Here is a 23,489-nt window from a genome sequence, read left to right on the forward strand (position 1 = left end):
ATCGGAAATGAATATCGCCGGAAGAAATATCGGACCGGGGCATCCCGTTTACATCATCGCGGAGATGTCCGGAAATCATAATGGAGATTATCACACGGCCGAGAAAATCGTACGTGCAGCAAAAGACAGTGGGGCGGATGCCGTAAAGCTCCAGACCTACACGGCGGACACCATCACGATCGATTGCGACAGCGGCCTGTTCCGGGTCGGCTCCGGGAACCTCTGGTCGGGGCGAACCCTCTATGACCTGTATCAGGAAGCCTACACACCCTGGGAATGGCAACCCCGGCTGAAGGCACTGGCGGAAGAACTCGGGATGCACTGCTTCAGTTCACCTTTCGACGCCTCTGCCGCTGACTTCCTTGAGCAGGTGGATGTTCCCGCGTTCAAGATTGCATCCTGCGAGCTCGTCGATCTCCCACTGATCGAGTATGTCGCCCGGAAGGGGAAGCCGATGATCCTGTCGACGGGAATGGCCGGCCGGGAAGAGATCGCGGATGCCCTGAATGCTGTTCGGAATGCAGGCATGCCCCATGTCGCCCTGCTGAAATGCACGACAGCGTATCCATCGCCTCCGGAAGAAATGAACCTGCTCACCATCCGGCAGATGGCGGAGGATTTCGGCGTTCCCGTCGGCCTGTCGGATCATTCCCTGGGCATCGAAATCCCCGTGGCCGCCGTGGCTGTCGGTGCCTGCATCATCGAGAAGCATCTGGTTTTGGACCGTTCGTCCGGGGGGCCCGATCATGCCTTTTCGCTCGAGCCGCACGAGTTCAAGGCCATGGTCGATGCCGTCCGGACTGTCGAAAAGGCTCTGGGACGCGTCCAATATGGGCCCGGGGACCAGGAGGAGGCCAGTCTGGCATATCGCCGGTCGCTGTTTGTCGTCCACGATGTGAAGAAGGGCGAGGTATTTACTCCGGAGAACGTCCGATCCATCCGTCCCGGCCATGGCCTTCCGCCGAAGTATCTGCCGGATGTCCTGGGAAAAAAGGCCGCGAAGGACCTCACAAGAGGAACCCCGCTGTGTTGGGAAATGATTCGTTGATCCAATGGAAGCGGGATCCGTTGAACATCTGTTCTAAAGATGAAAGCAGCAGGAATCCATGAATATTCTCGTCATGAATGTGTCTTTGAGACCCCAGTCTCCCGTAAAGCTTTTCCCAATCGGATTGGGATTTGTCACGACGGCGATGAAGAGGGCCGGCTTTGAATTCGATCTGATCGATATCGACGCTCACAGGTATTCGGACAGCGAGGTGAGAAAGAGAATACAAAAGAAGAAATACGACGTTGTCTGCATGGGATGCATTGTCACTGGCTATAGAATAGTGAAATCATTATGCGATGTTATAAAGGAAATTCATCCGCATGCCACGATTGTCGTCGGCAACTCGGTTGCAACCTCCGTCGCTGAAACACTTCTGAAAAAAACCCGGGCCGACATTGCCGTGATGTCGGAAGGAGATGAAACCATTGTAGAATTGCTTGGATTGCTGGCGGGAAACGATTCCCTCGATGGTGTCAAGGGGATCAGCTTTCTCCGGGACGGAACGTTTGTCAGAAATCCATCCAGACCTTTGATCAAAGACATCTCATCGCTGCCGTTCATCGATTTCTCTCCTTATGACATCGATATTTACATCGACGCTTCCAAACAGCACGCGAATGATCCGCTGCCCATGAAAAGGGACGACGTGAGGGCGATGCCCGTGAACACGGCAAGAGGCTGCATAGCGAATTGTACATTCTGTTACCATGTCTTTAAAAATTCCCCGTATCGATTCAGGAATCCTGATTCCATCGTTGCAGAGATAAGGGAATTAATCTCCAGATACTCGATTAATTACGTTCTGTTCTGGGATGAGCTGACATTCTTTTCGAAGAAGCAGACCATTGCCCTGGTTGACAGGCTGCTCGCGGAAGACCTCGATATCTACTGGGCCGGCAGTTGCCGGGGAAATCTCTTCGATTGTGAAGAAGATCTGGAAATCATGGAAAAAATGAAAAAATCAGGATGTGTCAGCATGGCGTATTCACTGGAATCGTCGAACCCCTCGATTCTAAAGATGATGAACAAGCATGTGTCGGCCGAACAATTCAGTACTCAAACCGGTTTGTTTCATCGTGCCGGCATTCCTGTCGGAACAAGCATCGTGATGGGCTACCCGCAAGAGACGCCCGAGACCATTAGAAGGACGTTTGAGTGCTGTATTGAAAACAGCATATATCCCTCCGCCGGTTATCTCCTTCCCCAGCCTGGTTCCAAAATGTACGATTACGCCGTTGCCAACGGCTTTATCGGGGATGAGGAGGAATACCTCCTGAAGATGGGCGACCGGCAGGACCTCCGCCTCAACATGACCTCCATGAGTGACGAGGAATTTGAAATGTACGTCATGGAGGGGCTCAAACGGTGCAATTCCCTGCTGGAAGTCGGTCTCGACGAGCGATCTCTCATCAAAACAAAGCATTATCGCGCCGGGGGAAAGGTGCTGAGGGCCTGATCGTTGCTTGTGCCAGGCGCTGTGCGGGTGGGGGCGCGGAAGCAGAGGCAGCGTGCCTCATCAGGCAGTTGACACTGTGGCAGATTATGTCCGGCGTGTTATTCGTTTCAAGGCCTGCCTTCCTCTCAGGGAAGCACTGATCTCGACGGTTCCCCGCGTCGCCGCCCGCCTTACCGGGATGCTCTTCTCCGTGGAGTGACGGATGAAAAGCAATGCGCGCTACAGGGTTGCCGGCCGTGCATCTGACATGATTTCCCTCGGTTTTTCGCCATTATCCTGAAATCCCTTGACTTCAAAAGAATGGATCGAGTAATTTTGCCCCGCCTGTGTTCCCCCCGATTCCCATCCTGCTGATAAAAATCTTGACTTCCTCATAAAAAATCAAGTAGGTTCGCACCTGTTCATCGATTGAACAAACAAATCCAATGCCAGAATCATCCTATTTCAACCTGGAAAACGAGGAAGTCCTGAAGATCCTCCGGGAGATCAAGGAGAGCCCGGAGCTGACCCAGCGGGAAATTGCGACCCGATTGGGGATCAGCGTCGGGAAGGCCAATTTCCTCATCAAGTCCCTGATCGGCCGGGGATTTGTCAAGGCAAGCAACTTCAAGAATTCCAACAACAAAGTTTCTTATCTGTATGTTCTGACGCCCCAGGGGATGGAGGCCAAGGCCCGCGCCACCTACCGCTTCCTGAGGCAGAAGATGGAGGAATACGAGCGCCTGCAGGCGGAGATCCAGCGGCTGGCGCAGGAAGTGCGGGAGAGCGGCATCCCGCCGGACGTGCCCCAATAGGGGAGTTCCCGCCCCCGAAGGGGCGGAATATTGCCGCGGCAGCAGGAGGAACCATCCATCCTGTTTTTCGGAACAGGCCGGACGGATTTGTAAGTAGCAGATATGATTATTAACACCATCATCGAGCGGGGCTGGATGGAATCCAGAGAGCGAAGCTTTGCCCGCCGGCCGACGGTGCAAGCCAAACCTGTTTGAGGTGCACGAGATGGGTTCAGAAAACGGCGTGAGTGTATCTCCCAACGGCGAAACCTTCCCTCTGCCCGGTCCGGGGGATTACGAGCGGGAGAACCGGGGGCTCCGTCAGTTGGTGGCGGAACAGAGAGCTCTGGACCGGGAGATCGTGGTGGTCATGGGCGTCGGCTTTGTGGGCGCCGTCATGGCGGGCGTCGTGGCGGACTCGGTGGACAAGGCAACGGGAAAACCGGGCAAGTTCGTCATCGGCATGCAGCGGCCGTCGTCGCGCTCCTATTGGAAAATTCCCTTTCTGAACCGGGGGGTTGCGCCCGTGGAGTCGGAGGACCCGGACGTGGCGCCCATGATCGCCCGCTGTGTCAACGACAAGAAAACACTTGTTGCAACATACAGCTATGATGCCCTGACGCTGGCCGATGTGGTGGTAGTGGACGTCCAGTGCGACTACTTCAAGGAGAGCCTGGGCAACTGCCGGCAGGGACACGCGGAGATCGCCGCCCTGGAAGACAGTCTGCGCGTTATCGGCGAACGGATTCGGCCGGAGTGTCTGGTCCTCATCGAGACGACCGTTCCGCCGGGAACGACGGAGTACGTGGCCTATCCTATTGTGAAAAAGGCTTTCGAGAAGCGGGGGATCCATGCAGAGCCCCTCCTGTCGCATTCCTATGAGCGCGTCATGCCGGGGCGGGAATACGTGGCATCCATCCGGGACTTCTGGCGGGTCTGCAGCGGCACGAACGAGGAGGCCCGCTGCCGGGTAAAAAAATTCCTCTCGGAAGTCCTGAACGTGGATAAATTCCCCCTCACAGTGCTCGATCGGCCCATCGAGAGCGAAACCTGCAAGATCGTGGAGAATTCTTTCCGGGCGACGCTCCTGGCCTTCCTGGATGAATGGAGCCTTTTCGCCGAACGGAACGGCGTGGATCTGATGAAGGTCATCAAGGCGATCAAGGTCCGTCCGACCCACTCGAACATGATCTTCCCGGGGCCCGGTATCGGCGGGTATTGCCTGCCCAAGGACGGCGGCCTGGGTGTCTGGGCGTACCACACCCTGATGGGTTTCGATGACGACATTTTCAAGATCACACCCCTGGCCATCGACATCAACGACACCCGGTCCCTCCATGCGGCGGAGCTGGTACGCGACGCGCTCCGGAACATGGGGAAGATCATTGCGGCATCACAGGTCACCGTCCTGGGGGCCTCCTATCGAGAGGACGTGGGGGACACGCGCTACAGCGGATCGGAGATGCTGATCCGCAAGATCACGGAGATGGGAGGCGAGGTGGCCGTGCACGATCCCTACGTGAAGCACTGGTGGGAGTTCGAGAAGCAGGACACCTACCCGGCAGTCGGCCACTCCTGGTCGCGGTTCTTCAGGAATCAGGAAAAGCTCAAGGACCTCCGGATTCGGGAAAACCTGGAGGAGGCGCTGAAGGGCGCCGACGCGGTGGTATTCGCCGTCCGCCACGATCCCTACCTGAAGCTGACCCCGGACGCGGTCGTAGCCATGACGGGCCGTCCCGTGGCGGTCATTGACTGCTTCGGCATTCTCGACGACGATGCCATCCGTCGGTATTTCGAACTGGGTTGTGAGGTGAAAGGCCTGGGGCGGGGACACGTGAAGCGAATCAAGGACGCAGTGAGGACCCCGGAAAAAAAGGCAACATAACAGAGAAGGGGACCGATTTTCCATCAGCCCCCATAAGCAACAGGAAAAGCAATGGATTTTATCGATTTGAAGGCGCAGCAGGCAGGGATTCGGGACCGCCTGGAGGCGAACATGGAGAAGGTTCTGGCCCACGGGCAGTACATCATGGGGCCGGAGGTGAAGGAACTGGAAGGAAAACTGGCGGCCTACGCCGGGCGGAAATTCGCCGTGGGGTGCGCCTCCGGGACGGACGCCCTCCTGATGGCCCTGATGGCCCTGGGGGTCGGCCCCGGCGACGCCGTCTTCACCACCCCCTTCACGTTCATCTCCACGGCTGAGGTGATCAGCCTCCTGGGGGCGACTCCGATCTATGTCGACATCGATCGGAGGACCTACAACATCGACCCGGACAAACTCGAGCAGGCCGTCGCCGCCCTGAAAGCGGGAGACCCTCGCCTGGCGCCCCTGCCGCGTCTGGAGGGCGTCGGGAAGCTCAGGCCGAAGGCCGTCATCCCGGTGGACATGCTGGGCCTGATGGCCGACTATGACGCCATCGGGGACATCGCCCGGAAACACGGGCTCACAGTGATCGAAGACGCCGCCCAGTCCTTCGGGGCCGTTTGCAAGGGCAGGATGTCCTGCTCCTTCGGCGACATTGCCTGCACCTCCTTCTTTCCCGCCAAGCCTCTGGGCTGCTATGGAGACGGGGGGATGATCTTCACCGACGACCCGAACCTGGCGTCGCTGCTCGAATCCATCCGCGTTCACGGCAAGGGGAGCCACAAATACGACAACGTCCGGATCGGCATCAACGGACGGCTGGACACTCTCCAGGCTGCCATCGTCCTGGCGAAATTCGAGGTATTTCCGGAGGAGATGGAGAAGCGCCAGGAGGCGGCCCGCCGCTACACCGAGGCCATCCTGGGCATCCCGGGCATCGAGACGCCGTTCGTTCCCGAGGGATACCGCTCCGCCTGGGCGCAGTATTCGCTCCTGGCCCGCGACGAGGCCCACCGGGCCTTCCTGCAGAAGGGCCTCCAGGAGCAGGGCATTCCGACCATGATCTACTACCCGCGTCCCCTCCATCTCCAGACGGCCTTTTCGTTCCTTGGTTATAAGGAGGGCGACTGCCCGGCCAGCGAGGACTGTGCCGTCCGGACCTTCAGCCTGCCCATGCATCCCTATCTGACGGAAGAGCAGCAGGCCTTCGTGGTGAAGGTCCTGCGGGAAAGGAGTGCATCATAATGGCCGCCCCGGTGCGAAAGGGAGCGAAAAAAAACGCGGAGGAGGTCCGCGTGGCGGTGGTGGGAGCGGGCTACTGGGGAAAGAACCTGGTTCGGAACTTCCACCAGCTGGGTGTGCTGGCGGCGGTCTGTGACGGGAGCGCCGCCGTCCGGGAACAGGTGAAGAAGGACTACCCGGGGACAGTTGCCACCGATGACCTGAAAAAGCTTTTGAAGGACGGGAAGATCCAGGCCGTGGTTCTCGCCACGCCGGCGGTGACTCATTTCCGGCTGGCCGAGCAGGCCCTTCGGGCAGGAAAGCACGTCTTTGTAGAGAAGCCCCTGTCGCTGACCTACGGGGACGGAGAGAAACTGGTCCGCCTTGCCGGGGAAAAGCAGCGGACCCTCTTTGTCGGGCACATCCTCCAGTACCATCCGGCGGTCATGCGGCTCAAGGAAATGGTCCGGCAGGGACAGGTGGGGCGCCTCCGGTACATTTACTCCCGGCGCCTCTCCCTGGGGAAGATCCGGCGGGAGGAGAACATCCTCTGGTCCTTCGCGCCCCACGACATCTCCGTCATTCTCAGTCTCGTGGGGGAGGATCCCTCGTATGTCGATTCCGTAGGCAGCAACTTCCTCCACGCCCGGATCGCCGACGTGACCATGACGAACCTGAAGTTCCCCTCCGGCATCGGCGCCCATATCTTCGTGAGCTGGTTGAATCCTTTCAAGGAACAGCGCCTCGTCGTGGTGGGCGACCAGGGAATGCTGGTCTTCGACGACACCCAGCCGGTGGAGGCGAAACTGGTCCATTATGCCCACAGCATTCGCTGGCAGGACAATGTTCCCGTTCCCGAGAAGGGCGAAGGGAGCCCCGTGGACCTGAAGGACGTATGGGAGGAGCCGCTCCGGGCCGAATGCCGGGCCTTCCTGGAGGTGGTCCGGACGGGGGCGGATCCCGTCACGGACGGCGCGGAAGGACTGAGGGTGCTCAGGATCCTGGAAATGAGCCAGCGCTCCCTGGAGGCGAAGGAAACGGGGATCGTCGAACGGGCAGCCGAAGAAGCAGAGGAGAAGCCGTATTTCGTTCACGAAACGGCCATTGCGGAGCCCGGCGCCGTCATCGGGAAGGGAACGAAGATCTGGCACTTCTCGAAGGTTCAGGCAGGGGCTTCCATCGGTGAAGACTGCAACATCGGCCAGAACGTCGTCGTCGGTCCCGGCGCCGTCATCGGGAACCGGTGCAAGATCCAGAACAATGTCAGCGTCTACCCCGGCGTGACCCTGGAGGACGGCGTCTTCTGCGGCCCCTCCATGGTCTTCACGAACGTCTACAACCCCAGGGCCGAGATCCCCCGGATGGACGAGGCCAGGCCTACCCTGGTGAAGCGGGGTGCCACCATCGGGGCCAACGCTACCATCGTCTGCGGCCACACCATCGGCCGGTACGCCTTTGTCGGCGCCGGAGCGGTCGTGACGAAAGACGTGCCGGACCACGCCCTGGTGGTTGGGAACCCGGCGCGGCGGATCGGCTGGATGTGCCGGTGCGGCGAGCGGCTGAATGCCCGCCGTGTCTGTACGGTTTGCGGAGAGAAGTGGACCGGAGGCGAGGTTGAATGAGTTGTCTGGAGGTTCCAGCGCCCAGGCAAGAACCCCGGGAGAAGAATGATCGATTCCTGTCCTGACACGTCTGCTGCAACGCAGGCGATAAAGAAGCAACATTCGACCGTGATCCGCCCGAAGACGGGCTGGTTCGACATCCATCTGGCCGAACTCTGGAATTACAGAGACCTGGTATTTCTGTTCGTGCGGCGCGATTTTGTGTCCGCCTACAAGCAGACGATCCTGGGACCGCTGTGGTACCTGATCCAGCCGGTCCTGACGACGATCGTCTTCACCGTTGTTTTCGGCAAGATCGCGAAGATCCCCACGGACGGAATCCCCCCGTTTCTCTTTTACATGGCCGGATACATCGCCTGGGCCTATTTCGCCGATTGCCTCACCATGACGGCCAACACCTTCGTCACGAACGCCCATATTTTCGGAAAGGTGTATTTCCCGCGCCTGGTGGTCCCGCTGGCCACGGTGATCACGAACATGATGAAATTCGCCGTTCAGTTCTGCCTGTTCCTGATTTTTTACGTATACTTCCTGCTGTCGGGCGCGTCCGTCCATCCCACCATCTGGATCGCGCTCCTTCCTTTTCTGATCCTCGAGATGGCCCTCCTGGGCATGGGATTCGGGATTGTCATTTCCTCACTGACGACCCGGTACCGGGACCTGGCATTTCTGGTGGCCTTCGGCGTGCAGCTCTGGATGTATGCCACCCCTGTCGTGTATCCCCTGTCCCAGATTCCCGGGAAGTATCACCTGTTCTTTATGCTCAATCCCATGACGGCGGTGGTCGAGACCTTCCGCGCCGCCTTTCTCGGATCGGGCGGCGTGAATGCGACGTTCATGGCAGTGAGCTGGCTGATTACCCTGCTGGTTCTGTTTGCGGGCATCGTCCTGTTCAGCAGAATCGAAAAGACCTTCATGGATACGGTCTGAGGACGCATGGGAAACCGGGCCGTTCAGATCGAAGACCTCTGGAAGCAGTACCGCCTCGGTGTGATCGGCCACGGTGCCCTCTACCGGGACCTCCAGAGCTGGTGGGCCCGGAAGCGGGGCAAGGAGGACCCCAATACCCCCGTCGGCTTCCGGCAGGCGGATCCTGTGGCGGGGGGGGACCGGTTCTGGGCCCTCCGGGAGATCGGCCTGGAGATCGGGCATGGAGAAACCGTCGGGATCATCGGGAAGAATGGGGCCGGGAAGTCGACGCTGCTGAAAGTCCTCTCCCGGGTGACGGCTCCGACACGGGGAGAGGTCCGGCTCGACGGGAGGGTTGCCAGCCTCCTGGAAGTGGGAACGGGGTTTCACCCGGAATTGACAGGGCGGGAAAACATCTTCCTGAACGGCGCGATCCTGGGCATGCGGAAGGATGAAATCGGCCGGAAATTCGACGAGATTGTGGATTTTTCCGGCGTTGCAACCTTCATCGACACGCCGGTGAAGCGTTATTCAAGCGGCATGTACGTCCGCCTGGCCTTCGCGGTGGCGGCTCACCTGGAGCCGGAGATCCTGCTGGTCGACGAAGTGCTGGCCGTCGGGGACGCGGAGTTCCAGAAGAAGTGCCTCGGCAAGATGGGCGACGTGGCCCGGGAGGGCCGGACGGTCCTCTTCGTCAGCCACAACATGGCGGCGGTGCGCAATCTGTGCGCCCGGTCGATCCTGCTCGAAGACGGGAGGGTTGCGACGGACGGGACGTCGGAGCAGGCCATCGGTTACTATCTCAAACAGAAGACGATTGAGAAAGCCGTTGCAGGAGCGGCGGAGATAGAAAAGCGCCAGGAAGGGGTCATCCTCAGGAATACTCCGCACATCCGGTTCGTCGAGGTCGGAGTTTATGACGAATCCGGCGAGCCCAGGCGTTCCTTTTATTCCGACGAGCCCATCCGGCTGAAAATAGTGTTCCGTTGCCTGCGGCCGGCCCACGACCTGCGGGTCGTTGTTCATCTGACAGATGAACGGGATGAGTTGCTGCTTCTGACGCAGCACCTTGACGAACCGGAACTGGTGTCGTCGTTTCAGTACCTGTCCGAAGGGAAATATGAAATGGTCTGTGAAATCCCTCCGAATCTTTTCGGCGGAAAGACCTTCTTCGTTTCGGTCCATTTGGAACTCCCCAAGACGGAGCACCTGATCGCACCCAAGATCCTCGGGATCGAAGTGACGTTCAAAGGTTATAATAATATCCACGACAACCATCCGTTTTTTTTCAGACCACAGTTACGGTGGCGTATGAATCGCGTGATTTGAAACATAGGAAGAAGATATGCTGAATGACAAAACAATTTTGATTACGGGCGGTACGGGATCGTTTGGCTGCAAGTGCACAGAGATAATCCTGAAGCGGTACAGACCGAAACGTCTCATTATCTTCAGCCGTGATGAGCTGAAACAATATGAAATGGCCCAAGTCTTCTCCGAGAAGAATTATCCAAGCATACGATATTTTCTAGGGGATGTCCGTGATCAGGAGCGTTTGCACAGGGCCTTCCGGGGAGTGGATTACGTTATACATGCGGCAGCCCTGAAACAGGTCCCGGCAGCAGAGTACAATCCCTTCGAAGCGATCAAAACCAACATTCTGGGGGCGCAGAACATCATCAATGTCGCCATTGATCAGGGGGTACAACGGGTCATTGCGCTCAGCACGGACAAGGCAGCCAATCCGATCAACCTCTATGGCGCAACGAAACTCTGTTCGGATAAGCTCTTCATTGCCGGAAACGCGTATGTTGGACACGGGCAGACAATCTTCAGCGTTGTCAGGTACGGAAACGTAGCAGGAAGCCGGGGGAGCGTGATTCCCTTTTTCCTGCAGTGCAGGTCGAAAGGGCTTCTGCCGATTACGGATCCCAGGATGACCCGTTTCTGGATAACCCTGGAACAGGGAGTGGACTTCGTTCTCTCCTGCCTGGAACGCATGGTTGGGGGAGAGCTCTTTGTCCCCAAATTGCCGAGCATGAACATCATGACCCTGGCAAAAGCCATCGCACCGGATTGCCCCATTGAAATCATAGGCATCCGGCCTGGAGAAAAAGTCCATGAAGTTATGATCCCGCGGGATGAGGCGATTCGCAGCATTGAATTTGAACATTACTACATCATTCAGCCGGATTTCCGTTTCTGGTCGCGCCGATATAACGGCCAGGGGGGAGAAACGCTTCCAGAGGATTTCGAATATAACTCCGGCACGAACGCCTGGCAGCTGTCCATCGAAGAAATGCGCGAGATAATTGAACGATTATGATTCCTTACGGCCGGCAATGCCTTGATGAATCCGACATCAAGGCAGTCATAGAAGTTCTTCGTTCCGATTGGCTGACCACGGGACCCAAGGTGGCCGAGTTCGAATCGAGCTTTGCCCGTTGTGCAGGTGTAAAACATGCGGTGGCAGTCAGCAGCGGAACGGCAGCCCTCCATGCAGCCATGTATGCACTCGGCATCGGGCCTGGTGATGAAGTCATCGTCCCGGCCATGACATTTGCCGCTTCGGCCAATTGTGTCGTATTCCAGGGTGGGACACCGGTCTTCGCCGATGTGGACCGTGAGACGCTCCTGATCGATCCCGGAAGCGTGGAGGAGAGAATCACTCCACGGACCAGGGCGATCGTTCCTGTCGACTATGCGGGGCAACCGTGCGATTACGATACCCTGCGCGACATCGCACACCGCCGTGGCCTGCAACTGGTGGATGACGCCTGCCATGCCCTGGGGGCGGCCTACAAGGGCCGGCCAGTAGGGTCCCTGACCGAACTGAGTTGCTTCAGTTTTCATCCCGTCAAGCATATTACCACCGGTGAGGGAGGCATGATCACCACGGACGATCCTGAACTGGCCCGGCGCATGCGAACCTTCCGGAATCACGGCATCACGACGGACCATCGAGAGCGGCAGAACACGGGGGCTTGGTTCTACGAGATGGTCGACCTGGGTTTCAATTACCGGCTGACGGATTTTCAATGCGCCCTCGGAATCAGCCAGCTTTCAAAACTGGCCGGTTGGATAGACCGGCGCAGGCGGATTGCGAGCCGTTATGACGAGGCTCTGGCCTCTGTCCCCGGAATCCGCCCGCTTTCTGTGCGCCCCGATGTCGTCCACGCATATCACCTCTATGTTGTGCGCCTGATGGGAGATCGCGATGAGGTCTTTAGGAGGCTTCGAGAGAGGGGGATCGGTGTGAATGTCCATTACATTCCGGTTCACCTGCACCCCTACTACCGGAAGCACTTCGGTACCGGTCCCGGCTTATGTCCCGTTGCCGAGGAGGCTTACGGACAGATTCTTTCTCTTCCCCTCTATCCGGGAATGACTGCCGAGGATGTAGAACGGGTCATTGGTGATCTTAAGGAGGTTACCGGCTGCTGTGGCACCTGACGGAGATTTGGGAGAGCGTCTGTCCTTCGATGATCGTTATTGGCTGTTCATCCGACATCGAAGATAGCAGCATTAGCATTTGTTTTGATTACTTTTCTTACGGAAACACCGCGGCGGGTAGAGGGGAATGTCGATGTCTGGCCGGGGTCACTGTATGGCTCCTGGAGAAGCCGATTGGATGAAACATTACCTTACTGTGTGTGAACCTGTTGTGAATCCAATCCTATGGCCTGAATGGCAGTGAGGGATAGACCGTGATCGATAAGAACTGTATGCAGAAGGAAATTTTCAGATGCTCCGAGGGGGATCGTTATTATCAGCGTAATAAACATGCCTTGGAAGAGGCATTAAAATCATCGGATTGTGATCCCATCATGCGGGCGATATCGGAGGTAGAGTTGCATCCTAAATCCATCCTGGAAATTGGATGCAGTAGTGGATGGCGTCTGCATGCACTTGGGGAGCACTATCAAGCAAAGTGTTTCGGCATTGATCCATCAATGAGGGCTATTCAGGATGGCATGAATCTCTTCCCTGAACTATCGCTTCAACAAGCTACAGCGGATGAAATTCCCTATACTGATCAAATGTTCGATCTGGTCATCCTCGGCTTCTGTCTCTATCTCTGTGACAGGAAAGATCTTTTTAAGATTGCCTGTGAAGTGGACCGTGTCTTGATGAACCTGGGAAAGCTGATTATCTTGGATTTCCACCCCCCCTTTCCGTATCGGAATGCATATTCACATTGCCCTGGTCTTTTTAGCTATAAAATGAATTATGCAAAACTCTTTACATGTAATCCAGCCTATTATCTAATTTACCAGAAAATATTTGCTAGTTCACCGGAGTTAATTAATATTCCAGATGAACGTATATCCGTAATGATGCTTAATAAAGACTATGATAATGCATATCCCGATTTCCCATACCAAAGAAAATGACATGAAAAGCGTTACCATTCATGTTGTCAATCTAGTTCGACATGCGAAAATCTGTTAAAGACACTAGAATATTTGATTTGTTTGAGGTTGTACCCCCCTGAGTCGGGATCTTATTTCTTAATGGGTCGAGGATGTTTTACAGATGCTGATTGAAGGCAAAAAGATAGTAGCTACTATTGAAGCAAGAATGACGTCTTCTCGGTTACCCGGCAAAGTTTTGCTGCCGGCTGACGGCGAGCCGATGCTGAAGCACCTTGTCGATCGGTTGCGGCAGGTTAAATCCATTCATAGCATTGTCCTTGCTACGACCGTAAACAAAGCGGATGATTGTCTGGAGGATTTTGCCAAAGAGCAAGCCATTGCCAGTTTCAGAGGCAGTGAGGATGACGTGATGGCCCGGGTTATCGATGCCGCCGATTCCGTGAGTGCTGATATTGTGGTGGAAATCACTGGAGATTGCCCCGTCATTGATCCATTGCTTGTCGAGCAGACGATACAGATGTTCCTTCGTAACCAGTGCGACTTCGCAAGTAATTCCTTCATTCGCAGTTATCCTGACGGAATGGATACCCAGGTTCTTTCCCTGAAAACGCTTAAACATTCTGCTGCCCTGACAACAGATCGGCTCGACCGTGAGCATGTAACGCTCCACATATGCAATCATCCTGAGCTCTTCCGACATGTCTACCTGATAGCATCTCCCGATTTACACTGGCCAGAGTTAGGATTGACCCTCGACGAGAGGAAAGATTATGAACTCCTGAAAAAGTTGATCGAACACTTCGGACCGTCAAATCCGTATTTCAGCTGCAGGGACATTATCGCTCTCCTCAGATCGAGACCCGAATGGGTGGCAATCAACCGGGAAGTGCTGCGGAAAGGAGCTACATGAGGCGGTTTCGGGCCGCAGTCGTGGGTTTGGGACAGATCGGACAGGGTTATGATTACAATTTGTCTGATGGTCGAACCGTTCTCACCCATGCTCGTGCCTATACATGTCACGAAGGATATGAGTTCGTAGCGGCTGTTGATACGGACGCCTCGCAGCGGAAACGGTTCACCGAGTGTTTCGGGCTTCCCGCCTATGCCGATATGGGGACCATGATGGACCGTCTCCGTCCGGAGGTTGTCTCTCTGTGTGTTCCCACATCATTACATTTATCCTCCTTCCGGCAGATCGTTCATTTCAGCCCCCGGGCGGTCCTGTGCGAGAAACCCATGACCGGCACGGTGTCCGAGGCAAAGGAGATGCTTCGACTGGCCGAAGAAAACAGATGTTCCCTCCTGGTGAACTACATCCGACGCTTTGAACCCGGCGTACTGGCCCTGCGGGAGACCCTCCAACGAGGAGATGTTGGAAAAATCGAAAAGGGGGTTTGCTGGTACAGCAAAGGGATCCTGAACAACGGGTCCCATTATATCGACTTGTGCCGTTATCTCCTGGGTGGCGTTACGGATCTGTTTGTCGAGGAAAATACTTGGAACATTCAGGATTCGGACCCTGAGCCGGATGTTCGAATCTGTTTCGAACAGGCGCCTGTCTACTTCCTTGCCGCCCGGGAGGAGTGCTTCTCCGTGGGGAGGCTGGAACTGATGGGAACGGCCGGGCAAGTCCTCTATGATGATTTCGGCGAAACAATCCGTATCCGAAAGTCCAGTGCTGATGCCCTCTTCGCCGGCTACCGTGTGTTGAGCCGCGAATGCATTGAGATTGCTACGGATATGTCGCGATACCAGTGGCATGTGATCGATCATCTCTATCGGCACCTGGAGGCAGGCGAGCCGTTTCCGTCCGACGGCCGATCAGCGCTGAAAACCCTCGCTGTCATCGAAGAGATCAGGAAATTATGCAAGGAGTCCAATCCATGAGCCAGCTTGCCTTGATGGGGGGGGACCGGACCATCACCAAGCCTTTTTCCCGCTACAATACAATCGGGCCGGAAGAATCGTCCACGGTTCAGGAAGTCCTGAAAAGCGGCGTCCTGTCGCGCTTCCTGGGCTGTTGGGATCCGGATTTCTTCGGTGGCGAGCAGGTGCAGGCCCTGGAAGTGGAATGGGCGGCTTATTTTTCCGTGGGATACGCCGTGACGGTGAACTCCAACACGTCAGGCCTCATCGCGGCCGTCGGCGCCATCGGGATCGAGCCGGGCGACGAGGTGATCGTCAGCCCCTGGACTATGAGCGCCTCTGCAACATCCATCCTCATCTGGAACGGGATACCGGTCTTTGCCGACATTGAGGGAGAGACCTTCAACCTGGATCCGCTTTCGATAGAAAGGAACATCACACCCAGGACCAGGGCGATCATGCTGCCGGACATTTTCGGTCATGCGGCCGATTTGGATGCGATCATGGACCTGGCGGAGAAACACAGCTTGAAAGTCATCGAGGACGCCGCGCAGGTCCCGGGGGCCGTCTACCGGGGCCGCTATGCAGGCACGATCGGCCATATCGGTGTCTACAGCCTGAATTACCACAAGCACGTGCATACGGGCGAAGGGGGAGTGTGCGTTACCAACGATCCCGTCCTGGCGGAGCGCCTGCAGTTGATCCGGAACCATGCGGAGGCCGTCGTGGAGGACAAGGGGGTGACGGACCTGACCAACATGATCGGCTTCAATTTCCGCATGACCGAGATCGAGGCCGCCATCGGCCGGGAACAACTGAAGAAGCTCCCGGCCCTGGTGGGGCAGCGGATTGCCGCGGCAGACCGGTTGACTGCTGGAATCCGCGATCTGAAAGGCATCCGGGTACCCGTCGTCAAGGCCGGCTGCACCCATGTTTACTACGTCTATCCGCTCGTCTACTCGGAAAGAGAGACTGGCATCCCGCGAAAGACAATCCTGGCGGCGCTCCAAGCTGAAGGTGTTCCCATTGGAGGCGGGTACCAGAATCTGCATCTGCAGCCGCTTTATCAAAAACGGGTAGCTTACGGCAAAGGGGGATTCCCCTGGACGGCCGAATTCTACAAGGGAAATGTCTCTTACGGGAAGGGGATATGCCCGGTGGCGGAAGCTCTCCAGGACAATTCGTTCATTTCGATCGGCCTCTGTTCATACACATTCACGGATCAGGAGGTTGATTCCGTGGTCCGTGCCTTTCGCAAGGTCTGGGATCATCTTGACGAGTTGAGGAACGTATAGCGAATGGCGGTTGACTTCCTGATCTTTGTGGAAGATCCCGGTCCGGCCCATTACATTGCGCCTTTTCCTGCAGCGCTGGCCGCGAGAGGCCGGAGGACAGTCGTTCTGGCATCGGGCTTGGCCAGGGATGTCCTGGAAAAACGCAAGGTTGATTTCGTGCCGGCAAGGGAAAATGAATCTGCGGAGAATCTGATCCTGGAAATGCAGCCCCGTGTCCTTCTGACGGGAACATCGGAGAATCCTGACACCCTGGGCCTCCGGCTCATCGATGCAGCGAGGCGGGCGGAAATCCCGTCAGCGGCATTCGTGGATGCAGCCATGAATGCTTCGTACAGATTCCGGCAAAGAAGCACGGATGCACTGGCCTCAGCACCGGATTGGATCCTGGTCCCGGACGTGTGGACGCGGGATGAATTTGTGCGGATCGGTGCCCGGGCCGACAGGGTGATCGTATGCGGTCATCCGCATTACGACCATGTTCTTAATCTGTTCAGAACATGGACGGATAATGACCGGGAGGAATTGAGAAAGAAGCTTTTGCCGGGGTTGACGAAGGGCAGGCAAGTCTTGATCTTCCTGAGTGAGGGATCCGAAAGCGTTCCGCTCCTCCAACCCGTCCCGCTGGATGAATTTGTTATGCGCGGCAGGGGGCTGCGGAAGGGCCGGACGGAGATCATCATGGAGGAGTTTCTCGATGCGGCAGGGACGCTGCCGCAGAGGCCCTACCTCGTTCTGCGCCTGCATCCCAAGGATCATGGCGATGACTTCAAGGAATATGGCGATGAGTTTGACTGCATCGACCAGACATCACCACCTCTGGAACTGGTCTACTGTGCCGATCTCGTGGTGGGGATGACGTCCATGCTTCTGTTGGAGGCAGCCTTGCTGGGGAGACGTACCCTGTCGATTGTCCCGCGGGAACTGGAAAAAGAATGGCTCCCGACCATTCGGCAGGGGATTACCCCGTGTGTCACGAACCGCGCCGATCTGGCCGTGACGTTGAAGGGACTCGTTCAAAAAAGTGGTGTCGTGGAGCACCGTCCCTTCATTGCAGAAGGTGCCCTGACGCACCTCCTCGAATTCATGGAAAGAGTCTGCAACCATGGCTGAGGGACCGATTCTTGAGACAGGCCGTCTACGTATCGTTCCTTTTGGAGAGGCATATCTGACCTCCCGCTATGTCGGTTGGCTCAACGACCCCGAGGTGGTGCGTTTCAGTGAGCAGCGGCACCACAAACACTCGCTCGCGTCATGTCGGGAATACTGGCAGTCCTTTTCCGGCACGCCCCATTATTTCTGGGCCATCGTTGTTTCCGCGGGGGTACGGGGGCACATCGGCAACATGAATGCCTATGTCGATGAGAAAAACCTTGTCGCCGACGTGGGCATCCTGATCGGGGAGAAAAAGGCCTGGAGCAAAGGTTACGGACTCGAGGCCTGGTCGGCCGTTTGCTGTTATCTCCTTGGCCCTGCCGGGATGCGCAAGGTAACGGCGGGGACCTTGGCTCTGAATGCTGCCATGCTTCGCCTGATGAAAAAATCGGGCATGGTCGAGGATGGTCGGCGGATCCGGCATTATCTGTTCGATTCCTGTGAAGTGGATGTAATCCATAGCGCCCTGTTTCGACAGGATCTCCAGATGTAGTCAGGCAATCTCTAATGAAGCATTTCCTAGAACGTATTCGACAGATCGTTAATTTCTTAAGAATCAACCCAAAGGAAGCCGCCTTCATCCGTCACAATGAAAAACTGTGGCAGGATCATCGGTCCAACCCCGAGGAGGGTGAGATCCTTCTGGAAGCGAACCCGATGGCCAGTTCCATCATCTCCTTCAGCTACCTGGCAAATGTCCTGGCCCGACGACATCGAGCCTCCATCACGGCTTTTCTGCTCAAGGAAAAGAACTCCAGGTCGTGGCTGACGGACAGGGGTCTTTTCAGGCTTTACCGTTCCTTCAATGCGGACCGGTTCGTGTACGTGCATCTCAGCTCGTCTCAGATGGAGGATCGGGACCGCCTTTTCGAGTCGCTGTATCCCATGCTAAAGACCAAACGTGACGTGGAGGATCTTCAGGCGGATGGTGTATGGTTTGGCGACCTGCTCTACGATTCTTATTTGATGGCCTGCCGAAAGCCCACGATCGATCTCGAAGATGAAGATTTCCGTCACGCCCTGCGCGATGCATTGGGATATCATGTGTTCTGGCGTGATTACCTGGCGACCGGTCGGGTAAAAGCGGTCATCCTCAGCCACTGCGTCTATTACGAGTATGCAGTACTCCTGCGGCACGCCGTTCAGCGGGACATCCCGGTCTATCAGAGCAACGCCAGCCACGTATACCACCTGAGCCGGGAGCGGTTATGGGCGTACGATGACTTCTACGACTACCCGGAGAGATTCGCCATGCTCTCAGCAGAGGAGCAGGAACGAGGCTTGTGGATGGCCGAGGAAAGGCTGCAGCGGCGGTTCTCCGGGGAAGTCGGTGTAGATATGCACTACTCCACCATGTCCGCATACACCAGGCCGAACGGCCAAAGGATTATCCCGGAGAGTCCCAGGATCAAGATTCTCATAGCCACCCACTGTTTTTTTGACAGCCCTCATCCATACGGGGTCAATCTCTTTCCTGATTTCTATGAATGGCTCGTGTTTCTAGGGAATATTTCGGAGCGAACGGATTATGACTGGTACATCAAGACGCACCCGGATTTTCTGCCTGGCAACAAGGAGATCCTTGGGGAATTGATCCGTCGTTACCCAAAGTTTACCCTTATTCCTTCGGACAGTTCCCATCTGCAGTTGATTCAGGAGGGGATCAATTTCGCCCTGACCGTATACGGGACCATAGGTTTTGAATATGCTGCCCTTGGGGTTCCTGTAATCCATGCCTCTCTCTGCAATCCTCAGATCCGTTACGGCTTTAATATTCACCCCCGCACGGTGCAGGAATACGAAAACATCCTTCTGAATCTACATGATCAGAAGCTCGATATCGACATTCGACAGGTCCTCGAATACTACTATATGGCTTTTCTTCATAACAGCGATGACTGGCTGTTTCCCGACTTCAGGAGATTCCTGCAGGAGGTCGGTGGTTATTACGGACAAATGGGTCCAGAGAGTTACCGGGCCTTCATGGAATCTTTTACTCCTGAGCGCCATAAGCGGATCTTCGAAGGTCTTGATGAATTCGTTTCATCGGGGGAATACCGGTTCCATTATTCGGGAAACGGAGAGCTCCAATGACGAAGTTCCAATACCTATCACCTGCATTCAGCAAACAATCGGAAGCGGAAAAGGCCTTCCTGGGAGAGATCGACGGTGCCACCGGGTTCAGTCTTTTTTGGTTCGATGCAGTCAAACCGCTGCTGGAGAGGACGGGGGCAAAATATCTTTTACAAATTGGTGCTTACAAGGGGGAGCACACCAGTCTGCTCCTGGAATACTGCCGGACCTGTGGAGGATTCCTAACAGTGGTCGAGCCTTTCGTTCTTCCCGAACTCGAGGAGATAATGGAAGGGGACGTCTGTGGTCGCCTTATTGCGAAGAAGAGTCATGAAGCCATTCCGGGGATCATGGATCCTATCGATGTCGTGCTTCTGAATGGAGACCTGAATTATCATTCCATGCGTGTCGACCTGCAGGACATTGCCGAGATGGCCGAACGAAAGGGAAGAGATTTCCCCACCCTCATCACCAAAAGTATGTCACGGCCCTATGCGCGACGGGACATGTATTATGATCCGGATGCCATCCCGCCGGAAGCACGGCATGAATATGGGCGGATAGGGATGAGTCCGTAGTCTCCAGGCCTGGAGGAGAACGCAATCAATGCGCCGTTCTTTAATGCCCGGCAGGAAGGAGGGCTACGAAACGGCGTGAGGACGGCGGTTGAGGATTTTATCAACACCTCCGGCGTTTCCCTTGAGCTGTTTACCCTCCCCATCAATCATGGAGGGGGGATCATTTACCATCCAGACTCTCCGGCGGCAGACTTCATAAGCCTGATGCTCCAACCTCCGCCCGCATTGCGTGGGCTTCTTGAAACCTGTGAGATTGCAAGGCTGAACGACATCATGCACCGTTTGAGACCGCAACAGAACGGAGAAACAGGCCGACTAACTGCAGGACGCCGCCTGTACAGGATCATACGGCGCGTCATCTTACGTATCTTGCCATCATGAAAAGAGAGAACCATGCATAAATGCCTCATCTGTCAAGAGCCTATTGAACCATTCATGTCGTTCGGACGGATGCCCATCGCCAATGGGTTTTTAAGGGAAAGCGAGTTTGACGACGAATACTTCTTCGATCTGCGGGTTGCCTTCTGTGGCGCCTGTAAAATGGTTCAGCTGGTCGAGCAACCTGCCAGGGAGATGATGTTCAACGAAAACTACGCCTTCTACTCCGGTACTTCGAGGAATATGGCCGTTCACTTTAATGAGTTTGCCTCTCACGTGAAGCGGGACTATCTCGGTGGCCAGGATCCCTTTGTGGTGGAGATCGGAAGCAACGACGGCATTATGATGCAACACTTCGCTCACTGGGAGATCCGGCATCTGGGCATCGAGCCGTCCGCGAACGTTGCCGATGTCGCGCGTCAGAAAGGCGTGAACACGACCTGCGCCTTCTTCGATGAAGAACAGGCCAGGCAGATCGTGAGCCGTTATGGTCAGGCCGACGCCTTCCTGGGGGCAAACGTGATGTGCCACATCCCCTACCTCCACTCGGTCATCCGGGGCATCGATATTCTCCTGAAACCCAGCGGAGTGGTTCTGTTCGAAGATCCCTATCTCGGCGATGTCATCGAGCAGACCTCCTATGATCAGATCTACGACGAGCACGTTTTCCTGTTCTCCGTCTCTTCCATAAGCCACCTTTTCGGTATGCACGGCATGGAAGTAGTCGACATCGAGCCTCAGGAAACCCATGGAGGATCGATGCGCTACGTCATCGCCCGTCGGGGGGCCAGACCGATTTCACCGACAGTGGAGGCCTGCCTGGCAAAGGAACGCGGCATGGGTCTTTGGGAGGCAGGTGTGTATGATCAGTTCCGTCGGAATTGTGAGCGTTCCAGAGACGAGTTGATAGGTCTCCTGTCCGGCATCCGGCGTGAGGGCAAGCGCATCGTCGGGTACGCAGCCACGTCAAAGAGCACGACGATCATCAACTATTGCGGCATCGGCCCCGATCTCATTGAATTTATCTCCGATACAACGCCCATCAAACAGGGAAAATTCAGCCCGGGAGCACACATCCCCGTGCGGCCATATGAGTCATTCATGGCCCATTACCCCGATTATGCCCTCCTGTTTGCCTACAATCATGCCCGGGAGATCATGGCGAAGGAGAAACCCTTCATTGAGTCCGGAGGGAAATGGATCGTTTACGTGCCACGGGTCACGGTGCTGGAATGATCCTCTGTAGCAATCCCCTGGCCCAGTACCATGCTTTCAAGGAAGGCATCGACGAAGCGATCGCCCGCGTCCTAAACGGAGGGCGGTATATCCTGGGCGAGGAAGTACGGGCTTTCGAGGAGGAGTTTGCAAGGTACGTGGGCGTTTCCCATGGAATCGGAGTAGGCAGTGGGACCGAAGCACTACACTTGGCACTTGCGTCCTGCGGCATCGGAGACGGAGACGAGGTCGTCACTGTTTCACATACGGCCGTAGCCACCGTGGCGGCGATTGAGCTGACCGGGGCACGGCCCGTACTCGTAGACATTGACCCGGGACGCTTTACCCTGGATCCGAACAAATTATTGAAAGTGCTCTCGCCGCGGACGAAGGCCGTCATCCCCGTTCACCTGTACGGACAGCCTGCAGACATGGATGCACTTTTAGACCTTCAGCGGCGATTCGGATTCAGAATCATTGAAGATTGTTCACAGGCTCATGGTGCCATTCATGGGGACCGGCGGGTTGGTTCTTTCGGGGACATGGGGTGCTTTAGTTTTTATCCGACGAAGAACCTGGGAGCCCTTGGAGATGGTGGGATGGTCGTGACAAATGATGGCGAACTCGCCGGGCGTGCGGCGTCGCTCCGGGAATATGGATGGGTGGAGCGATACGTGAGCTCCCGGAGAGGCTGGAATACAAGGCTCGACGAACTGCAGGCGGCGATCCTGAGGGTGAAGCTTCCGCACCTGGATCGGAACAATGCCCGCCGGTCTGCCCTCGCCCAGGCCTACACAGATGGATTGGCGGGGACCCCGCTCCGCTGTCCCGGGATCGCCCCCGGAACAAGCCATGTTTTCCATCTTTACGTGGTTCGTTCAACCGATCGGGACCATCTTCTGGATCATCTGCAGAATGAAGGGGTAGGGGCGCTGATCCACTATCCGGTTCCCGTTCACCTGCAGCCCGCCTATGCGGGGCGCCTGTGCCTGGGAGGCGACGGCCTAACGGAAACGGAGAAGGCTGCCGGGGAGGTCCTATCCCTGCCCCTCTACCCGGAGCTTGAGCAGGCGCAAATCGACAGGGTCATCAATGTCGTGAGGGATTTTTATGGAGAATAATTGCATCGACGGAGTGGTCGTCAGAGACCTCGTGACACACTCGGATGAACGGGGGTTCTTTCGGGAAATCATACGCAGGACCGATGATTTCTTCCAGGAGGGCTTCGGCCAGTGGAGCCATTCCCTCATGTTCGACGGAGTCATCAAGGCCTGGCACTTTCACAGAATCCAGACGGACTGGTGGTACGTCGTCAGTGGAGTGATGCGGGTGGGCCTTTGCGACATGCGGGAGAAATCGAAATCATACAAGATGACGATGGATTTCCTGGCGGGCGATTACCAGCCCGCCAGGATCCTGAAGATCCCTCCCGGTGTTGCCCATGGCTGTAAGGCGATTCAGGGACCTGTACATCTTCTCTATGTGACCTCCCATATTTACAACCCGGATGATGAGATTCGGATTCCATATGACGATCCGCAGATCGACTTTGACTGGTTGAAGGGGCCGCCGATTAAATAGTGGATTTTCGCTAAATTATACGAGGAGGTACGAGGTGATACGTTTTTACGGCAAGATTGTTTTCGTTTTGTTGGTTGTT

The 23,489-nt window shown here is 56.2% G+C and carries 21 protein-coding genes; all 21 read left to right on the forward strand.

Annotated features, from left to right (window positions below):
* Positions 1–7: 7 nt before the first annotated feature.
* The 21 genes from pseI to HPY65_16915 all read left to right on the forward strand — a co-directional run bounded on the left by pseI (position 8) and on the right by HPY65_16915 (position 23,410).
* On the forward strand, positions 8–1,048 hold the full coding sequence (gene pseI / locus HPY65_16815) for a pseudaminic acid synthase (GenBank protein ID NPU86141.1): 1,041 nt from the start codon (positions 8–10) through the stop codon (positions 1,046–1,048).
* A gap of 58 nt (positions 1,049–1,106) precedes the next feature.
* On the forward strand, positions 1,107–2,507 hold the full coding sequence (locus HPY65_16820; GenBank protein NPU86142.1) for a radical SAM protein: 1,401 nt from the start codon (positions 1,107–1,109) through the stop codon (positions 2,505–2,507).
* A gap of 425 nt (positions 2,508–2,932) precedes the next feature.
* Positions 2,933–3,301, forward strand: coding sequence for a MarR family EPS-associated transcriptional regulator (locus HPY65_16825; protein ID NPU86143.1), 369 nt, complete (start codon positions 2,933–2,935; stop codon positions 3,299–3,301).
* 205 nt (positions 3,302–3,506) lie between these two features.
* The gene (locus HPY65_16830; GenBank protein NPU86144.1) at positions 3,507–5,165 is read left to right on the forward strand and encodes a GDP-mannose dehydrogenase; all 1,659 of its coding nucleotides are present in this window, start codon (positions 3,507–3,509) and stop codon (positions 5,163–5,165) included.
* Positions 5,166–5,216: 51 nt separating this feature from the next.
* The gene (locus HPY65_16835; GenBank protein NPU86145.1) at positions 5,217–6,389 is read left to right on the forward strand and encodes a DegT/DnrJ/EryC1/StrS family aminotransferase; all 1,173 of its coding nucleotides are present in this window, start codon (positions 5,217–5,219) and stop codon (positions 6,387–6,389) included.
* Positions 6,389–7,987 carry a Gfo/Idh/MocA family oxidoreductase gene (locus tag HPY65_16840; GenBank protein NPU86146.1) on the forward strand — a complete coding sequence of 533 codons (1,599 nt, stop codon included), beginning with the start codon at positions 6,389–6,391 and terminating at the stop codon, positions 7,985–7,987. The genes HPY65_16835 and HPY65_16840 overlap by 1 nt, the downstream gene beginning before the upstream one ends.
* A 45-nt stretch (positions 7,988–8,032) precedes the next feature.
* Complete coding sequence (locus tag HPY65_16845; protein ID NPU86147.1) at positions 8,033–8,917, forward strand: ABC transporter permease; 885 nt, start codon at positions 8,033–8,035, stop codon at positions 8,915–8,917.
* Between the two features lie 6 nt (positions 8,918–8,923).
* Complete coding sequence (locus tag HPY65_16850; protein ID NPU86148.1) at positions 8,924–10,225, forward strand: ABC transporter ATP-binding protein; 1,302 nt, start codon at positions 8,924–8,926, stop codon at positions 10,223–10,225.
* A 16-nt stretch (positions 10,226–10,241) separates the two neighbouring features.
* The gene (gene pseB / locus HPY65_16855) at positions 10,242–11,222 is read left to right on the forward strand and encodes a UDP-N-acetylglucosamine 4,6-dehydratase (inverting) (GenBank protein NPU86149.1); all 981 of its coding nucleotides are present in this window, start codon (positions 10,242–10,244) and stop codon (positions 11,220–11,222) included.
* Complete coding sequence (gene pseC / locus HPY65_16860; GenBank protein ID NPU86150.1) at positions 11,219–12,349, forward strand: UDP-4-amino-4,6-dideoxy-N-acetyl-beta-L-altrosamine transaminase; 1,131 nt, start codon at positions 11,219–11,221, stop codon at positions 12,347–12,349. Before pseB ends, pseC begins: the two co-directional genes overlap by 4 nt.
* Positions 12,350–12,603: 254 nt before the next feature.
* Positions 12,604–13,290 (forward strand): class I SAM-dependent methyltransferase, encoded by a 687-nt coding sequence (locus tag HPY65_16865; protein NPU86151.1) that lies wholly within the window; start codon positions 12,604–12,606, stop codon positions 13,288–13,290.
* Between the two features lie 142 nt (positions 13,291–13,432).
* Positions 13,433–14,182 carry a glycosyltransferase family protein gene (locus tag HPY65_16870; GenBank protein ID NPU86152.1) on the forward strand — a complete coding sequence of 250 codons (750 nt, stop codon included), beginning with the start codon at positions 13,433–13,435 and terminating at the stop codon, positions 14,180–14,182.
* The gene (locus HPY65_16875; GenBank protein ID NPU86153.1) at positions 14,179–15,159 is read left to right on the forward strand and encodes a Gfo/Idh/MocA family oxidoreductase; all 981 of its coding nucleotides are present in this window, start codon (positions 14,179–14,181) and stop codon (positions 15,157–15,159) included. Before HPY65_16870 ends, HPY65_16875 begins: the two co-directional genes overlap by 4 nt.
* Positions 15,156–16,433 (forward strand): DegT/DnrJ/EryC1/StrS family aminotransferase, encoded by a 1,278-nt coding sequence (locus tag HPY65_16880; GenBank protein ID NPU86154.1) that lies wholly within the window; start codon positions 15,156–15,158, stop codon positions 16,431–16,433. The genes HPY65_16875 and HPY65_16880 overlap by 4 nt, the downstream gene beginning before the upstream one ends.
* Positions 16,434–16,436: 3 nt before the next feature.
* A complete protein-coding gene (locus HPY65_16885; protein ID NPU86155.1) occupies positions 16,437–17,543 on the forward strand; it encodes a hypothetical protein in 1,107 nt (368 codons plus the stop codon).
* Complete coding sequence (locus HPY65_16890) at positions 17,536–18,078, forward strand: GNAT family N-acetyltransferase (protein ID NPU86156.1); 543 nt, start codon at positions 17,536–17,538, stop codon at positions 18,076–18,078. Before HPY65_16885 ends, HPY65_16890 begins: the two co-directional genes overlap by 8 nt.
* 164 nt (positions 18,079–18,242) lie before the next feature.
* The gene (locus HPY65_16895) at positions 18,243–19,679 is read left to right on the forward strand and encodes a hypothetical protein (GenBank protein ID NPU86157.1); all 1,437 of its coding nucleotides are present in this window, start codon (positions 18,243–18,245) and stop codon (positions 19,677–19,679) included.
* Positions 19,676–20,236 (forward strand): hypothetical protein, encoded by a 561-nt coding sequence (locus HPY65_16900; protein ID NPU86158.1) that lies wholly within the window; start codon positions 19,676–19,678, stop codon positions 20,234–20,236. Before HPY65_16895 ends, HPY65_16900 begins: the two co-directional genes overlap by 4 nt.
* A 393-nt stretch (positions 20,237–20,629) precedes the next feature.
* A complete protein-coding gene (locus HPY65_16905; protein ID NPU86159.1) occupies positions 20,630–21,850 on the forward strand; it encodes a class I SAM-dependent methyltransferase in 1,221 nt (406 codons plus the stop codon).
* Positions 21,847–22,950 carry a DegT/DnrJ/EryC1/StrS family aminotransferase gene (locus HPY65_16910; GenBank protein ID NPU86160.1) on the forward strand — a complete coding sequence of 368 codons (1,104 nt, stop codon included), beginning with the start codon at positions 21,847–21,849 and terminating at the stop codon, positions 22,948–22,950. The genes HPY65_16905 and HPY65_16910 overlap by 4 nt, the downstream gene beginning before the upstream one ends.
* Positions 22,940–23,410, forward strand: a complete 471-nt coding sequence (locus HPY65_16915; protein NPU86161.1) for a dTDP-4-dehydrorhamnose 3,5-epimerase family protein — start codon at positions 22,940–22,942, stop codon at positions 23,408–23,410. Before HPY65_16910 ends, HPY65_16915 begins: the two co-directional genes overlap by 11 nt.
* Positions 23,411–23,489 lie beyond the last annotated feature (79 nt).

It is taken from the genome of Syntrophaceae bacterium (assembly GCA_013177825.1).
In the GTDB taxonomy this organism is placed as follows: Bacteria; Desulfobacterota; Syntrophia; order Syntrophales; family PHBD01; genus PHBD01.

What these genes read in the sequence shown, in the direction of transcription:
- HPY65_16910 (NPU86160.1), top strand. Translation starts at nt 21,847, where the DNA reads ATGATCCTCTGTAGCAATCCCCTGGCCCAGTACCATGCTTTCAAGGAA.
- HPY65_16895 (NPU86157.1), top strand. Translation starts at nt 18,243, where the DNA reads ATGGCCAGTTCCATCATCTCCTTCAGCTACCTGGCAAATGTCCTGGCC.
- pseC (NPU86150.1), top strand. Translation starts at nt 11,219, where the DNA reads ATGATTCCTTACGGCCGGCAATGCCTTGATGAATCCGACATCAAGGCA.
- HPY65_16875 (NPU86153.1), top strand. Translation starts at nt 14,179, where the DNA reads ATGAGGCGGTTTCGGGCCGCAGTCGTGGGTTTGGGACAGATCGGACAG.
- HPY65_16880 (NPU86154.1), top strand. Translation starts at nt 15,156, where the DNA reads ATGAGCCAGCTTGCCTTGATGGGGGGGGACCGGACCATCACCAAGCCT.
- HPY65_16885 (NPU86155.1), top strand. Translation starts at nt 16,437, where the DNA reads ATGGCGGTTGACTTCCTGATCTTTGTGGAAGATCCCGGTCCGGCCCAT.
- pseB (NPU86149.1), top strand. Translation starts at nt 10,242, where the DNA reads ATGCTGAATGACAAAACAATTTTGATTACGGGCGGTACGGGATCGTTT.
- HPY65_16905 (NPU86159.1), top strand. Translation starts at nt 20,630, where the DNA reads ATGCATAAATGCCTCATCTGTCAAGAGCCTATTGAACCATTCATGTCG.
- HPY65_16900 (NPU86158.1), top strand. Translation starts at nt 19,676, where the DNA reads ATGACGAAGTTCCAATACCTATCACCTGCATTCAGCAAACAATCGGAA.
- HPY65_16830 (NPU86144.1), top strand. Translation starts at nt 3,507, where the DNA reads ATGGGTTCAGAAAACGGCGTGAGTGTATCTCCCAACGGCGAAACCTTC.
- pseI (NPU86141.1), top strand. Translation starts at nt 8, where the DNA reads ATGAATATCGCCGGAAGAAATATCGGACCGGGGCATCCCGTTTACATC.
- HPY65_16850 (NPU86148.1), top strand. Translation starts at nt 8,924, where the DNA reads ATGGGAAACCGGGCCGTTCAGATCGAAGACCTCTGGAAGCAGTACCGC.
- HPY65_16840 (NPU86146.1), top strand. Translation starts at nt 6,389, where the DNA reads ATGGCCGCCCCGGTGCGAAAGGGAGCGAAAAAAAACGCGGAGGAGGTC.
- HPY65_16845 (NPU86147.1), top strand. Translation starts at nt 8,033, where the DNA reads ATGATCGATTCCTGTCCTGACACGTCTGCTGCAACGCAGGCGATAAAG.
- HPY65_16870 (NPU86152.1), top strand. Translation starts at nt 13,433, where the DNA reads ATGCTGATTGAAGGCAAAAAGATAGTAGCTACTATTGAAGCAAGAATG.
- HPY65_16820 (NPU86142.1), top strand. Translation starts at nt 1,107, where the DNA reads ATGAATATTCTCGTCATGAATGTGTCTTTGAGACCCCAGTCTCCCGTA.
- HPY65_16890 (NPU86156.1), top strand. Translation starts at nt 17,536, where the DNA reads ATGGCTGAGGGACCGATTCTTGAGACAGGCCGTCTACGTATCGTTCCT.
- HPY65_16915 (NPU86161.1), top strand. Translation starts at nt 22,940, where the DNA reads ATGGAGAATAATTGCATCGACGGAGTGGTCGTCAGAGACCTCGTGACA.
- HPY65_16825 (NPU86143.1), top strand. Translation starts at nt 2,933, where the DNA reads ATGCCAGAATCATCCTATTTCAACCTGGAAAACGAGGAAGTCCTGAAG.
- HPY65_16835 (NPU86145.1), top strand. Translation starts at nt 5,217, where the DNA reads ATGGATTTTATCGATTTGAAGGCGCAGCAGGCAGGGATTCGGGACCGC.